The organism is Gemmiger formicilis (assembly GCF_016901605.1).
Classification (GTDB): Bacteria; Bacillota; Clostridia; order Oscillospirales; family Ruminococcaceae; genus Gemmiger; species Gemmiger formicilis_B.
Window position 1 is genome coordinate 1 of the sequence record NZ_JACJKP010000070.1, and the last position, 13,346, is coordinate 13,346.

Consider the following 13,346-nt stretch of genomic DNA (forward strand, 5'->3'; position numbering starts at 1 on the left):
CGCCGAGGGCGAGGTGCTGCCGGTGGCTACCCGCTCCTTTGGCGGCATCGGTATCTTCGCCATCAAGGAGATGGGCCGCTTCTACCGTCACGTTCTGGTGCAGAAGCGCTACCCCCACCACGGCGCGGTGGCCTTCAGCCATTGCGGCAAGGCCCTGTTCGAGGTCTTCAAGTACCTGGGCATCGGCGATATTGCCTACAACCAGCCCAAGACCCTGCCCTATCCCACCGAGAACCCCTGGGCCTGATGCACGGAAAGGAAGTCTTTTACAGTGAAATTCTTCATTGATACCGCCAACGTGGAGGAGATCCGCGCCGCCAACGACATGGGCGTCATCGCCGGCGTCACCACCAACCCCAGCCTGATCGCCAAGGAAGGCCGCGACTATGCCGAGACCCTGGCGGAGATCGCCACCATCGTGGACGGGCCCATCAGCGGTGAGGTGAAAGCCACCACCACCGACGCCGAGACCATGGTGAAAGAGGGCGAAGCCATCTACGCCCTGGACCCCAAGCATATGGTGGTCAAGATTCCCATGACCGCCGAAGGCCTCAAGGCCATCAAGGCCCTCTCCGCCAAGGGCATCCCCACCAACTGCACCCTGATCTTCAGCGCCAACCAGGCGCTGCTGGCCGCCCGTGCCGGTGCCACCTACGTCAGCCCCTTTTTGGGCCGGCTGGATGACATCTCCCAGCGGGGCATCGAGCTCATCGAGACCATCCACGATATGTTCCTGAACTATCCGGATATCGAGACCCAGATCATCGCCGCCAGCGTGCGCAACCCCATCCATGTGACCGACTGCGCCCTGGCCGGTGCCGACATTGCCACCGTGCCCTACAAGGTGATCGAGCAGATGCTCCATCATCCCCTGACCGATTCCGGCATTGAGAAATTCAAGGCCGACTACTGCAAGGTATTTGGCGAATGATGAAACCGGCCCACCGGAAACGGTGACGGCAGGCCGCTACAAAACAGAGAAAATCCCCCGCTGCAGGAAACGGAATTACCTGCAGCGGGGGATTGTTTTATAGGAACCGAAGAGGGCCGTATGCGGTAACCCCCCTGGCCGGGGATTCCGGCAGCAGGGGGCCGCGGTCTGTCAGGGCAGGGTATCGTCCTTCAACAGCTGGGAGAGGTCGGCGGTTAGAATCCTGCGGGCGCCCAGGGCGTAGGCCAGGGCTACCGAGCCCACCAGCAGCAGGGCGAACAGGGCCACCGGCACAAAGGGGGCCTCGGCCAGGAACAGGGCGGGGTCCAGCGCGCTGGCCCGGAGCATAAAGGCAACCACCAGTGCGGTGAGGGGCAGGGTGATGACCAGCGGGCGCAGCGCCAGCACAGCGGCTTCGATCCAGAAAAGACTGCGCAGTTCCCCCGGCGTCATGCCGATGGAAAGGTACCGGGCAAATTCCCGGCGGCGCTGGCCCACAAACCCCAGGGTGTTGAGGAAAACGTTGGCCAGCCCGATGGCGGCCAGCAGCAGGCAGAAGGCACCCAGAATCTGTTCCATGCCCCGGATCATCCGGTCATTGACCAGCCGTTCCTCCAGGCGGTTCTCGATGGTATAGGTGCAGCCGGCATCGTCCAGCAAAGCGGCGGCCTCGGCCTGCAATGCCTGGCACTGGGCCAGGGTGATGCCCTCCTGCCCCAGCAGCCGCACACAGACTTCCGGCGTCTGGTTCCGGGCGGGAAGCGGGTGCTCCCGGGTCCAGCGGGTCCACAGGCTTTGGGGGCAAAAGAGGGCCAACGTATAGGAGTCATATTCCTCCCGCAAATTGGGCGGGGTGTCGGCCAGGCCCGTCAGGGGCAGTTCCCCCAGCGGGGTGCCGTCCGCATCGGCCAGGGTCAGGGCGGCGGTGCCCGGCTGCACAAAGGGCAGGTACTGCCGGTTGCGGAAATGGCTGTGCAGGCTGTCCCACACGCGGTTGAGCAGAACCGCCCCGTCCACCGAGGGGGACACCCCCGCCTGGCGGCAGTACCGCAGGAATGCCGCGTCGTCCAGCACCACCACGGGGGCATCCACCAGCCAGCCGTCCCCCAGGGCCACGGCGTCCTCCCCGGCCAGCGCGGGCAGACCGCCCAGGGCCTGCAGCGGGTCGCTCTGGGCGGCGGCAGGCAGCAGGGCATGGGCTTCCTGCTTCTGGTAGACCACACCGTCCTCCACCCCGGGCAGAGTGGTCAGGGATTCCGTCAGGGAAAAGCTGTCCAGGCCGGTGTCCGACACCACGGCCATCACGTCCCAGGCATCCTGATACCGTTCAAAGTAGGTCTGCCGGGTGCTGATGTCCGACAGGGTAAAAAAGCAGAGCATGGCGGTAAAGCCCATAAAGGAGAGCAGCAGCGAAACATTGGCGATGCGCAGCGACTTTTTGCGGGCGTACAGAGCGCCGCCCGCCAGTTCGCCCCGGATGCCGAAGCAGACCGCCAGCAGGGGATGGACGCGCCGTTTGATGCGCCGGCCCGGTGCGGGGCAGGCAGCGCCCCGCAGGGCTTCCAGCGGGGAAAGGCGGCTGAGTTTCCGGGCGGGCAGCCAGGCGGAAAGAAACACCGTCAAAGCGGCGGTGAGCAATACCACGGCCACCACCGGCCACGACAGCCGGAATACAGCGGGCACGCGGCCGGGCAGGTCGGCGGCGGCCCGGTTGACCGCGGCGATCACCGCCGCGCAGCCCCCAAAGCCCAGGGCTGTGCCCGCCGCCAGGGGCAGCAGGGCCAGAACGGCGGCTTCCTGCAAAAGGCAAAGGCGCAGCTGCCGGGGCGTGGCGCCGATGCTGGCCAGCAGCCCCAGCTGGTGCAGCCGGGCCTGCATGGTGATCTCGAAGGCGTTGCGCAGCAGCAGGACCAGGGCCAGCACGGCCGCACCCCATACCGCCAGCAAAAAGGGCAGCAGCAAGGGCGGCGTGGCGTCCCGGGGGTCGGTGACCAGATAGCGGGACAACAAAGTGTCGTGGGCTTCCACCTGGTCGTCGGTCAGGCCCAGCCGGGTTTGGATCAGGTCCAGGGTTTCGTAGGCGGCGGCCTTGTGCCGGAAGGTCAGCTCCACCACCGTTGCCCCTTCGCCGGAAAGTCCGGCGTTGGGGGTGACGGTGTCCACGGCGGCAAACTGTTCCAGGGCGGTGAGGGCTTCCTCCAGAGCGGAGCCGGTCAGGGGCAGGGTCACCCGGGCCTGCCAGCTGCCTTCCTCCCGGCAGATGCGGTCCACCTCATACGACCAGGCGTTGCTGAACAGGCCGCAGAGCAGCGCCAGAAAAAACGCGGCGGCCAGCGCCGCCACCCCGATGGTCCGGGCCGCGGCGGGGTTGCGGGCCAGATAACTGCGGGAAAAATCCTTCCACATCCCCATCACCCCCGTTTGCGGTCGCTTACCACCCGCCCGTCGCTGAGGGTGACCACCCGGTCCGCCTGGGCGGCCAGGGTTTCGTCGTGGGTCACCAGCAGTATGGTCTGGCCCAGTTCCCGGTGGCAAAGGCGAAGCAGGTCCAGAATCTCGGTGCTGTTTTTCCGGTCCAGGTTGCCGGTGGGTTCGTCCGCCAGCAGCAGGGCGGGGCGGTAGCACAGCGCCCGGGCAATGGCCACCCGCTGCTGCTGCCCGCCGGAAAGCTGCCCCGGCAGGGCCTTGCGCTTATCCTGCAGCCCCAGCGCGGCCACCAGCCGGTCCAGTGCTTCCGGGTCGGGGCGGCGTTTGTCCAGCAGCAGGGGCAGGGTGATGTTTTTCTCCACCGTCAGGGTGGGGATCAGGTTGAAAAACTGGTAGACCAGCCCCACCTTGCGGCGGCGGAACAGGGCTGCCCGGGTGGGGTCCAGGGCACCTACGTCCACCCCGTCCACCAGCACCTTGCCGGCGGTGGGCTTGTCCACACCGGCCAGAATGTGCAGCAGGGTGGATTTGCCCGAACCGGATGCCCCCACAATGGCTGTAAATTCCCCGCGTTCCACCGTCAGGTCCAGACCGTCCAGCGCGCACACGGCGGTATCGCCCCGGCCGTAGACTTTTTTCAGGCCGGTGCATTGCAGCAATTCCATGGAATCTCCTCCTTTTTGGGGACCATTCTACCACCCCAAGATGACATCCCGGTGACAATCAGCCGTAAAACCGCACCTCAAAGCGGCCGCCGCCTTCGGGGGCGTTGTCGGCAGTGAGCAGGGCCTTTTGCCGTTCCAGCAGTTCTTTGGCAATGGCCAGCCCGATGCCGGTGCTGTCCGGCCGGGCGTTTTGCCCGCGGTAGAACCGCTCAAACAGATGGGGCAGGTCCGCGGGGGCAAAGCCTGCCCCCCGGTCCTGAATGACCACCTGGGCATACAGGGGATTCTGCCGGTAGCTACAGTGGACGGTGCTCCCGGCGGGGGCGTGTTCCACACAGTTTTTCATCAGGTTCAGCAGGGCTTCCATGGTCCAGTCCGGGTCCGCCCGGACCGTGACCGCACCCTGTTCGGCCACCGCCAGCGTCACCCCGGCCCGGTCCGCCAGCGGCTGCAGGTTGTCCGCCGCCAGGGTCAGCAGGGTGAACAGGTCAGCGGGTTCGGCGCGCAGAGGCAGTGTGCCTGCGTCCAGCCGGGCCAACAGCAGCAGGGATTCCTCCAGCCGGGTCAGCCGGTCCAGCTGGGGAGCCATCGCCCTGTGGACCAGCGGCCCCGCCTGCTGGGCGGCCAGCCCCAAAGCGGTCAGCGGGGTTTTCAGCTGGTGGGCAATATCGGCCAGGTTCTGGGCAAAGCGGTCCCGGGCTTTCACCGCCGCTTCCCGGGTCAGGGTCAGCTGGGTGACGGTCTTTTCGATCTCGTCGCCCAGTTGGGCGGTGCTGCCTTCGGCCGGGGCGTCCGGGTGGTCCAGCAAGGGCAGCGGGCGTCCGCTGCGGGCTGCGTCCAGCAGGGCAATCAGTTGCCGCCGCTGCCGGTCGGCACGGCGGTGCACTGCCAGCAAAGCCGCCGCAAAAAGGGCGGCCCCCACCCCGAACCCGGCAGCCGCCGCAGCGTACAGGGCCCCGGTGCCGTCGGCAAAATCCCCCGGGCGGTACCCCAGGGCCGAAAGCACCCCCGGTGTGCCGGGGGCGGCAAAGTTCCCTTCCTTGGCCAGGGCGTAGACGGCGTCGGCACTCTGGGGCGCCCGGGCTACCAGCGCGGTGCAGAACCCGTCCAGCAGGGCCAGCTGCTGCCGGCTGTGCCAGAAAGCCAGCAGGCTGACCGCCGCCGTTACGGCCAGCAGACTTGCGGCCAGCAGCCCCAGCACCGGGGGCAGCAGCCGGGCGGCCCGGCGGGGGATACAGGTGTGGTTCATGGGGCGTCCTCCTCCAGCCGGTAGCCGAAACTGCGCACCGTTTTGATGCAGGCGGGACGGCCCAGCTTTTCCCGCAGACGCTTCATCGTCACGGTCAGGGTGTTGTCGTTGACAAAATGCCCGTTGTGGTCCCACAGGGATTCCAGCAGCTGCTGCCGGGTGACGGTGCGCCCCTTGTTTTGCAGCAGTACCTGCAGCAGCTGGTATTCCAGCGGCGCCAGGGCCACCGGCACACCCCCGCAGGTCACTGCCTGCCGGGCTTCGTCCAGCCGGATGCCGCCGCAGGTCAGGGCATCATCCGCCCCGCTGCCGCCGCTGCGCCGCCAAAGGGCCAGCAGCCGGGAATAGAGCACCTCCCGGTCAAAGGGCTTGGTTACATAATCGTCGGCGCCGCAGGCAAAGCCGGTCAGCACATCCCGGGTGTCCCCCCGCACCGTCAGCAGCAGAATGGCCAGCCGGGGATAGCGCTGCCGCAGTTCCCGGCAAAAGGCCGCGCCGTCCCCGTCGGGCAGGTTCCAGTCCAGCACCGCCGCGTCGGGCAGGCCGTCCTCCAGCAGCTGCCGCGCCCCGGCCAGGCTGGCACAGCCGGTGACCGTGCAGCCTTTTTCGGTCAAAAATGTCCCGAGGGCCCCGGCAATGGCGGGGTCATCCTCCAGCAACAGGATCTTCATACACAGTTCTCCCTTGGTGATAGAAAAAACCGGCCGCCCTCAGGGCGCCCGGTGGGCTTTGGCCGTCCAGCCGGTGACCCGCAGGCAGAATACCGCCGTGGCCCGCACCATGGCCGGGGGCACCGGCCAGTCGCTGCGGTGGGTGTAATGTTCCATAATGCACCGCAGCCCCTGCAGACGCTGTTCCTCCCCGGCGGCAAATTCCACGGTGCCGCGGCCCATCACGCTGCGGTAGGCAAAGGAATAGTCGGCGGCCTGGTCGCCGGGGATCAGCTGGTGGTCGGTGTCCATCTCAAAGGTGACCACGGAGGCCTGGCGCAAAAGGTCGAGCTTTTTGCCCTCCGCCGCCCCATGGAACCAGAGGGTGAGGGTCTTGTCCTCCACCGTAAAACCAAAGTTCAGCGGCACAATATAGGCGGTGCCGTCGGTATCGGTCAGACCCAGCCGGCAGCAGCGGCAGGCCTGCACGATGTCGGTCATGGCGGCAAAATCGGTGATCTCTCTGTCTTTTCTACGCATTGTATAATTCCTTCTTATAATACGAAATGAAATAAAACACCGCCACCCGGGGGAAAAGCCCCTGACGGTCTGCGGGCGGCCCGCGGCGCGCAGCCCTTGCAAAAATCCGTGGGAACGTTTCACAAAAAAACAGCCTTCCTCCACAGATCCGGCAGCCGTTTTTCTTTACTATACCATGGCCCGGCAACAGGGCGCAAGGCCCGCAGGGGATGCCCCGGCTGCCGGCGGGCCCCCTGCCAAAAATTGCAGGGACTTTTTGGCCATTCTACGCCTTTACAAGGTTGTGAATTTTGTGTTAAGGTGTTATCATATAACGCCCCCGAAAACGAACCGGGGCAAAACAAACCGGGGCCGCGCCGCGGCGGGCGGACCGGGACCGGAAAGGAGGCAACCCCGACGGTACACGCCGCAACACCCATTGGAGAAAGAAGGATGAAACCTTATGAAACGAACATTTCGCGCGGCTGCGATGGTGGCTGCCTCGGTGCTGCTGACGGCGGTGCTGGGCGGCTGCGGGGCATCGGCGTCCAACGGGCGGCAGATCATCCGCATCGGGCACAACCAGTCCACCAACCACCCCACCCACATCGCACTGGTGGCTTTTGAGGAATTCATCGAGAGCAAACTGGGCGACAAATACGACGTGGAAGTGTTCCCCAGTGAGCTGCTGGGTTCCCAGAACGAAATGGTACAGCTGACCCAGACCGGCGCCATCAATTTCTGCGTGGCGTCCAACTCCCTGCTGGAAACGTTCAGCGACAACTACACCCTGTTCAACCTGCCCTACCTGTTTGCTTCCAGCGAGGCGTACCATGCCGCCATGGACGACGAGGCCATCACCGGGCCGATTTTTGAGTCCACCAAGCAGGCCGGTTTTGAGGCTGTGACCTGGCTGGACGCCGGTACCCGCAACTTCTATACCGTCAACACCCCCATCAACAGCCCCGCCGACCTGAAGGGCCTGAAAATCCGTGTGCAGCAGTCCCCCACCAACGTGCAGCTGATGAACCTGCTGGGCGGCTCCGCCACCCCCATGGGCTTTGGCGATGTATATACGGCGCTGCAGTCCAAGATCATTGACGGCGCCGAAAACAACGAACTGGCCCTGACCGACAACGGTCACGGCGATGTCTGCAAATATTACTCCTACGATATGCACCAGATGATCCCCGACATCCTGATCGGCAACGTGGCCTTCCTGGACGGGCTGAGCGAAGAGGAACGGGCCATCTTTGAGGAAGGCTTTGAACTGGTGAACCAGGTCCAGCGGGAGGAATGGCAGACCGCTGTGGAAGCGGCCAAGGACCGCGCTGCCAACGAACAGGGCGTGACCTTCCTGTACCCGGACACCAAGCCTTTCCAGGAAGCCTGCGCCCCCATGCACGAGGATATGCTCCAGAAGTACCCCGACCTGGCGCCCATTTACGACGCCATCCAGGCATACAACGAGCAGTATCCCTCGACGGAATCCTAAGGGAGGTGCTGCGGAATGAAAAGTCTTCGTAATGCGCTGACCCGCGCCCTGAACGTGCTGGCGGGCGTCAGCTTCATCGCCATGGTGGTGCTGACCTGCTGGCAGGTCTTTACCCGCTATGTACTGAAAAACCCCTCCTCCTGGTCGGAGGAACTGGTCTCTTACCTGTTTGCCTGGGCCAGCCTGCTGGGCGCGTCCCTGGTCACCGGGGAACGGGGCCACATGAATATCCCCATTGTGCTGGAAAAATTCAGCCCTGCGGTGCAAAAACTGCTGAACATCTTTGGGGAACTGGTGGCGTTTGCCTTCTCGGCCATTATTCTGGTGTACGGCGGCGTGACCATCACCCAGCTGGCCATGGGCCAGATGACCTCCTCCCTGGGGGTGCAGGTGGGCGTGTTCTATGTGGTCATGCCCCTGTGCGGTATCCTGAACATGATCTACACCGTGCTGAATATTGCGGATATCTGCAAAGGCGGCACCCCGGACGGAAAGGAGGCGTAAGGTATGGCCATTCAGTCTTTGTTCATCATCGTGGTCGTGCTGGCGGTCCTGCTGATCGTCGGTGTGCCCATCTCGTATTCCATTGGCATCTCGTCCCTCATCGCCATCCTGCAGACGGTGCCGCTGGATGTGTCGGTCATTACCGGCGCCCAGCGCATCTTTGTGGGCATGAGTAAATTCAGCCTGACGGCCATTCCCTTCTTTATCCTGGCCGGCAACCTGATGAACCAGGGCGGCATCGCCAAACGTCTGGTAGACTTTGTCATGGCGCTGCTGGGCAAGCTGCCCGGCGCTCTGCTGGTCACCAACATCGGCGCCAACGCACTGTTCGGCGCCATCTCCGGTTCTGCTTCCGCCGCCGCTGCCGCTGTGGGCAGCATGGTGGAGGAAGGCGAGGAAGAGCAGGGCTACGACAAGGCCCTGTGCGCCGCTACCAACGGTGCGTCGGCTCCCTCCGGCCTGCTGATCCCCCCTTCCAACGCGCTGATCACCTACTCCCTGGCGGCAGGCGGTACCTCGGTGGCCGCTTTGTTCCTGGCCGGTTATGTGCCCGGCATCATCTGGGCGCTGGCCTGCATGGTGGCGGCGATCATTATTGCCAAAAAGAAGGGCTACAAGGGTACCCCCGGCAAGTTTGACTGGAAGAACCTGGGCCGCGCCACCCTGGCCGCCCTGCCCAGCCTTTCGCTGATCGTGGTGGTCATCGGCGGCATCGTGGGCGGTGTCTTTACCGCCACCGAAGGCTCCGCCATCGCCGTGGTCTACGCCCTGATCCTGGGCATCTGCTACCGCAACATCACCCTGAAATCCTTCTGGAACATCGTCATCGAAAGCGCCAAGATGAGCGGCATGGTAGTGTTCCTCATCGGTGTTTCCAACATTCTGGGCTGGGTCATGGCCTTTACCCAGATCCCCCAGGCGATCTCGGAAGCGCTGCTGGGCCTGACCACCAACCCCGTCATCATCCTGCTGATCATGAACGTGATCCTGCTGGTGGCCGGTACCTTCATGGACGTGACCCCCGCCATCCTGATCTTTACGCCGCTGTTCCTGCCCATCGTCAAGACCTTTGGCATGGACCCGGTCCAGTTCGGCTTGATCCTGGTGTACAACCTGTGCATCGGCAACATCACGCCTCCTGTGGGCAACACCCTGTTCGTGGCCATCAAGGTGGGCCGTTCCAGCCTGTCCAAAGTCATGCCCTATATGCTCATGTACTATGCGGCCATTCTGGTGGGCCTGCTGCTGGTCACCTATGTGCCGTTCATCAGCCTGGGCCTGCCCCAGATGGCCGGGCTGATCTGAGGTCCGGTATCCCGGATCTTGTCTGCGACGGCCGGCACCTGCCCGCCGGAACAGACGCTTTTCCATCACTGCTTGCCCCCGCCTGCCCGGCGGGGGCTTTTTTGTGGTACAATTTTTTGCAAAAGGATGCGCCGTTTGGGGCGGGTCATCCGTTATATACAGTGAACGGTGGTGAAATGATGCGGCAGGATGAACTGGAAACGCTGGTATTGGCGCACTATGATACGATCTACGCCTATTGCTGGCGGCACGTGGGGCAGCGGGAACTGGCCCAGGACCTGACCCAGACGGCCTTTTTGCGGTTCTGGCAGAACCGGGACCGTTACCGGCACGACGGGCGGGAGCTGAACTACCTGTATACCATCGCCGGGAACCTGTGCAAGGACTGGTGCAAACGGAAAAAGCCGGTGGCCCTGGAGGACCTGCCCGAAAGCCAGCGGGACCCGGCGGCCCCGCCCCCTGACCGGGACACCGCCCTGACCGTGCGCGCCGCGCTGGCAGCGCTGCCCTTTGCTCAGCGCAACGCCCTGCTGCTGTACTATGTGCAGGGGTTCACCGCCCCCGAGATCGCCGCCATCACCCATGCCACGGTGCCGGTGGTGCGCTACCGGCTGGCCCGGGGCAAGCGCCGCCTGCAAGAACTGCTGAAGGAGGAACTGCCATGAAACGTGAACCTGACTGGGCTGCCCTGCTGCGGCAGGACACCCCGCCCGCCCCCGACCCGGCGGCCACCGGGCGGACCGTGGAACTGCTGCGCACCTTGCCGCCGCCCCGGCCCACCGGCTGGGCCTTTGTGTGGACCCAGGCGGGGTTCATCCGCAAACGGATGTGGGCGCTGCAGTTTGCCATACTGGCCGGAGTACTGGTGCTGGTGGCCGCAGGGGGCGGGTACCGGGCCTACGCCCTGCCCCAGTACGCCCTGTGCGCCGCGGCGGCGCCCCTGCTGCTGGTGGCCAATGTGCAGGACCTGGCCCGGGTCTACCACCGGGGCATGCTGGAACTGGAACTGGCCACCCGGTACAGCCTGCCCCGGGTGACCGCCGCCCGGCTGCTGGTATTTGGGGCGTGTGACGCGGTGCTGCTGGGCATTCTGGCCGCCGTGGGCGCGGTGGTGAGCCGCAGCGCCCTGGAAGTGGTGCTGCTCTACTGCCTGACCCCCTTCTGCTGCGTCAGTGCCCTGTGCATGGGGCTGCTGCGGTGGCTGCGCCCGGCGGCGTTCACCAGGACCGCCCTGGGGGTGGTGGCGGCGGTGCTGGGGGGCCTGCTGCTGCCCGTGGACTGGATGCAGCGGTGGCTCTACGCCCCCGAAAGCCGGAACTTCTGGGTGGGGGCGCTGGTACTCTCGGTGCTGGCGCTGGCCTGGCAGACCCGCCGTTTGCTCCGGGGCGGGATGCTCACCACCTTATAACGCAAGGAGGAATACACCATGCAGGAACTGCAGCTGGAACAGCTGACCAAATGTTACGGGAACTTTGCCGCTGTCCGCGATGTGAACCTGACCCTGGGGGGCGGCGTGTACGGTCTGCTGGGGGCCAACGGCGCCGGCAAGACCACCCTGATGCGGATGCTTTGCGGCATCCTGACCCCCACCCGGGGCACTGTGCGGTGCGGCGGGGCGGACATTGCCCGCCTGGGGGAGGAATACCGGGCCATGCTGGGGTATCTGCCCCAGGATTTCGGGTTTTACCCCGACTTTACGGGGCCGGAATTTCTGCGCTATATTGCGGCGCTCAAGGGGCTGACCCGGGCCGAGACCGCCCGCCGCATCCCCGAACTGCTGCGCCAGGTGGGGCTGGCGGACGCGGGCCGCAAAAAACTGCGGGCCTACTCCGGCGGTATGCGGCAGCGGCTGGGCATTGCCCAGGCCATGCTCAATGACCCGCAGATCCTGATCCTGGACGAACCCACTGCGGGGCTGGACCCCCGGGAACGGGTGCGGTTCCGCAACCTGATCGCCGATTACGCCAAGGGGCGCACGGTGCTGCTTTCCACCCACATTGTTTCCGACGTGGAAGCCATTGCCGACGAGATCCTGCTCATGAAAGGCGGGCGCATTGTGGAACAGGGCACCGTGCCCCAGCTGGCCGATACCGCCCGGGGCAAGGTGTGGACGCTGCGCACCGACGCGGCGGCCGCCGCCAGACTGGAGGCGGTGTACAATGTGGCCAACCTGCGCCACGAGGGGGAAGGGGTGGAGCTGCGGCTGATCACCGCCGACCCGCCCGCGGGGGCGGCAGCCGCCGAACCCACGCTGGAAGATGTTTACCTGTGGCATTTTGCCGACGAGGAGGGGATACAATGACACTGGTCTGGTGGGAACTGAAAAAAATCCTGAAACGGCGGATGACCAAGGTGCTGCTGGCCCTTTGCCTGGCTTTGGTGGTGGCGGAGTCCCTCTCCATGGGGTTTGCCAACCTGGGATTTGGGGAACAGGTGGAAGCCCCCACCTGGGAGTCCCGGGCCCGCAGCATACAGGCCACCCGGGATGCCGGGGCCTGGCATGGCCCGCTGACGGCGGAAACCCTGCTGGCCGCCCGGAACGACTGCCGGGAAAGGCTGGCAAAGGCGGAGGACCTGGCCGACGCCGGGACCTTTGTGCAGGGGGATATTCTGTACCTGGCGGCTACGGTGTTTACCGAAGAGGGCATCATCACCTGGCAGGACTGGCCCGCCCAGGTGACCGCCCTGGACGACGGGACCCTGACCGGCCTGTATGAAGCGTGGGACAGCGCCGCGGAACACCGCATCCAAAACAGCCCGGCCTCCTGGCAGGAACCGCTGCGGGCGCTGAAGGACCGGGTCAGAACCCCCTTTACCTACGACTGGGTGGACGGACACTACGGGGAACTGGGCATGGTGGATAACCTGATGTTCCTGGTAGGGCTGATGCTGTGCGCGGCGCTGGCGCCGGTCTTTTGCGCCGAGGTGCGCACCCGGGTCTACACCATCAGCCATTGTACCCGCGGCGGCCGGGGCCGTCTGGCCGCTGCCAAGGTGGGGGCAGCCCTGCTTTTTGCCGGGGGCGGTTTCACGGTACTGATGGGGGTGTTTGTGGTCATTCAGGTCGCCATGTTCGGGGCGCGGGGGCTGTCGGCCTCGGTGCAGGTGGCATCGCCCCAGTGCCTGCTGCCCCTGACCCTGGGCCAGACCGAGGCATTGCTGCTGCTTTGCGGGCTGATGTCCTGCCTGGCGGGCGCAGCCATCGCGGCAGCGCTTTCCGCCCGGATGGAAAGCGAGTTCCCCGTGCTGCTCTGCCTGTTCGGGGTGCTGGTATTCCTGCGGGGGCTGGCTACCATCGGCCTGCTGCGCGGGGTGCCCAATGCGGTGATCCAGACCCTGCCCTTTTTGACCTCCCTGGGGGAACTGACCGGCACCGTCATGATCACCTTGCCCGGCGGCGGGGCGATGCTTACGGCCCTTTACCGGCTGGCGGTGCAGCCGCTGTACCTGGTGGTGCTGCTGCCCCTGGTCTGGCGGGCCTATGTGCGGCGGCAGGTGCGGTAACAAACCAACAAAAAAGACGCCCCCCGGTGGGGGCGTCTTTTGCTTTTACGGGGCAAGGCCGGTCAGGACCGGCGCTGCGGGGTGTTTGCCTTAGCGG

At 65.2% G+C, this 13,346-nt stretch carries 13 protein-coding genes and 1 pseudogene; 9 read left to right on the forward strand and 5 right to left on the reverse strand.

The features are described 5' to 3' along the window. Positions 1-247: pseudogene (locus tag H6B10_RS07145) on the forward strand (fucose isomerase); the annotation flags it as partial. Between the two features lie 24 nt (positions 248-271). Next, on the forward strand, positions 272-931 hold the full coding sequence (gene fsa / locus H6B10_RS07150) for a fructose-6-phosphate aldolase (RefSeq protein ID WP_204650962.1): 660 nt from the start codon (positions 272-274) through the stop codon (positions 929-931). A gap of 171 nt (positions 932-1,102) precedes the next feature. On the opposite strand, the gene H6B10_RS07155 is transcribed toward fsa, so the two are convergent. From H6B10_RS07155 to H6B10_RS07175, 5 genes are read right to left on the reverse strand one after another with little or no spacing between them, the layout of a single operon-like run. After that, positions 1,103-3,337 carry an FtsX-like permease family protein gene (locus H6B10_RS07155; RefSeq protein ID WP_204650963.1) on the reverse strand — a complete coding sequence of 745 codons (2,235 nt, stop codon included), beginning with the start codon at positions 3,335-3,337 and terminating at the stop codon, positions 1,103-1,105. Between the two features lie 5 nt (positions 3,338-3,342). Continuing rightward, a complete protein-coding gene (locus H6B10_RS07160) occupies positions 3,343-4,023 on the reverse strand; it encodes an ABC transporter ATP-binding protein (protein WP_204650964.1) in 681 nt (226 codons plus the stop codon). A 58-nt stretch (positions 4,024-4,081) separates the two neighbouring features. Further along, on the reverse strand, positions 4,082-5,272 hold the full coding sequence (locus tag H6B10_RS07165) for a sensor histidine kinase (protein ID WP_204650965.1): 1,191 nt from the start codon (positions 5,270-5,272) through the stop codon (positions 4,082-4,084). Next, on the reverse strand, positions 5,269-5,943 hold the full coding sequence (locus H6B10_RS07170; protein WP_204650966.1) for a response regulator transcription factor: 675 nt from the start codon (positions 5,941-5,943) through the stop codon (positions 5,269-5,271). Before H6B10_RS07170 ends, H6B10_RS07165 begins: the two co-directional genes overlap by 4 nt. Before the next feature lie 39 nt (positions 5,944-5,982). Beyond that, positions 5,983-6,462: a pyridoxamine 5'-phosphate oxidase family protein gene (locus tag H6B10_RS07175; RefSeq protein ID WP_204650967.1), complete on the reverse strand. Its 480-nt coding sequence runs from the start codon at positions 6,460-6,462 to the stop codon at positions 5,983-5,985. Positions 6,463-6,904: 442 nt separating this feature from the next. Here H6B10_RS07175 and H6B10_RS07180 point away from each other — a divergent pair, with 442 nt between their 5' ends. The 7 genes from H6B10_RS07180 (at position 6,905) to H6B10_RS07210 (ending at position 13,249) form a co-directional block, all read left to right on the forward strand. Next, complete coding sequence (locus H6B10_RS07180; protein WP_204650968.1) at positions 6,905-7,936, forward strand: TRAP transporter substrate-binding protein; 1,032 nt, start codon at positions 6,905-6,907, stop codon at positions 7,934-7,936. Between the two features lie 15 nt (positions 7,937-7,951). After that, a complete protein-coding gene (locus tag H6B10_RS07185; protein WP_204650969.1) occupies positions 7,952-8,440 on the forward strand; it encodes a TRAP transporter small permease in 489 nt (162 codons plus the stop codon). Between the two features lie 3 nt (positions 8,441-8,443). Next, positions 8,444-9,745 carry a TRAP transporter large permease gene (locus H6B10_RS07190; RefSeq protein WP_204650970.1) on the forward strand — a complete coding sequence of 434 codons (1,302 nt, stop codon included), beginning with the start codon at positions 8,444-8,446 and terminating at the stop codon, positions 9,743-9,745. 101 nt (positions 9,746-9,846) lie between these two features. Beyond that, a complete protein-coding gene (locus H6B10_RS07195; protein ID WP_204650971.1) occupies positions 9,847-10,410 on the forward strand; it encodes an RNA polymerase sigma factor in 564 nt (187 codons plus the stop codon). Then, positions 10,407-11,153: a hypothetical protein gene (locus H6B10_RS07200; protein WP_204650972.1), complete on the forward strand. Its 747-nt coding sequence runs from the start codon at positions 10,407-10,409 to the stop codon at positions 11,151-11,153. The genes H6B10_RS07195 and H6B10_RS07200 overlap by 4 nt, the downstream gene beginning before the upstream one ends. A gap of 18 nt (positions 11,154-11,171) precedes the next feature. Further along, positions 11,172-12,047 carry an ATP-binding cassette domain-containing protein gene (locus tag H6B10_RS07205; RefSeq protein WP_204650973.1) on the forward strand — a complete coding sequence of 292 codons (876 nt, stop codon included), beginning with the start codon at positions 11,172-11,174 and terminating at the stop codon, positions 12,045-12,047. Continuing rightward, positions 12,044-13,249 carry a hypothetical protein gene (locus H6B10_RS07210; protein ID WP_204650974.1) on the forward strand — a complete coding sequence of 402 codons (1,206 nt, stop codon included), beginning with the start codon at positions 12,044-12,046 and terminating at the stop codon, positions 13,247-13,249. The genes H6B10_RS07205 and H6B10_RS07210 overlap by 4 nt, the downstream gene beginning before the upstream one ends. Positions 13,250-13,346 lie beyond the last annotated feature (97 nt).

What these genes read in the sequence shown, in the direction of transcription:
- H6B10_RS07185 (WP_204650969.1), top strand. Translation starts at nt 7,952, where the DNA reads ATGAAAAGTCTTCGTAATGCGCTGACCCGCGCCCTGAACGTGCTGGCG.
- H6B10_RS07190 (WP_204650970.1), top strand. Translation starts at nt 8,444, where the DNA reads ATGGCCATTCAGTCTTTGTTCATCATCGTGGTCGTGCTGGCGGTCCTG.
- H6B10_RS07210 (WP_204650974.1), top strand. Translation starts at nt 12,044, where the DNA reads ATGACACTGGTCTGGTGGGAACTGAAAAAAATCCTGAAACGGCGGATG.
- H6B10_RS07165 (WP_204650965.1), bottom strand. Translation starts at nt 5,272, where the DNA reads ATGAACCACACCTGTATCCCCCGCCGGGCCGCCCGGCTGCTGCCCCCG.
- H6B10_RS07160 (WP_204650964.1), bottom strand. Translation starts at nt 4,023, where the DNA reads ATGGAATTGCTGCAATGCACCGGCCTGAAAAAAGTCTACGGCCGGGGC.
- H6B10_RS07155 (WP_204650963.1), bottom strand. Translation starts at nt 3,337, where the DNA reads ATGTGGAAGGATTTTTCCCGCAGTTATCTGGCCCGCAACCCCGCCGCG.
- H6B10_RS07200 (WP_204650972.1), top strand. Translation starts at nt 10,407, where the DNA reads ATGAAACGTGAACCTGACTGGGCTGCCCTGCTGCGGCAGGACACCCCG.
- H6B10_RS07205 (WP_204650973.1), top strand. Translation starts at nt 11,172, where the DNA reads ATGCAGGAACTGCAGCTGGAACAGCTGACCAAATGTTACGGGAACTTT.
- H6B10_RS07180 (WP_204650968.1), top strand. Translation starts at nt 6,905, where the DNA reads ATGAAACGAACATTTCGCGCGGCTGCGATGGTGGCTGCCTCGGTGCTG.
- H6B10_RS07175 (WP_204650967.1), bottom strand. Translation starts at nt 6,462, where the DNA reads ATGCGTAGAAAAGACAGAGAGATCACCGATTTTGCCGCCATGACCGAC.
- H6B10_RS07170 (WP_204650966.1), bottom strand. Translation starts at nt 5,943, where the DNA reads ATGAAGATCCTGTTGCTGGAGGATGACCCCGCCATTGCCGGGGCCCTC.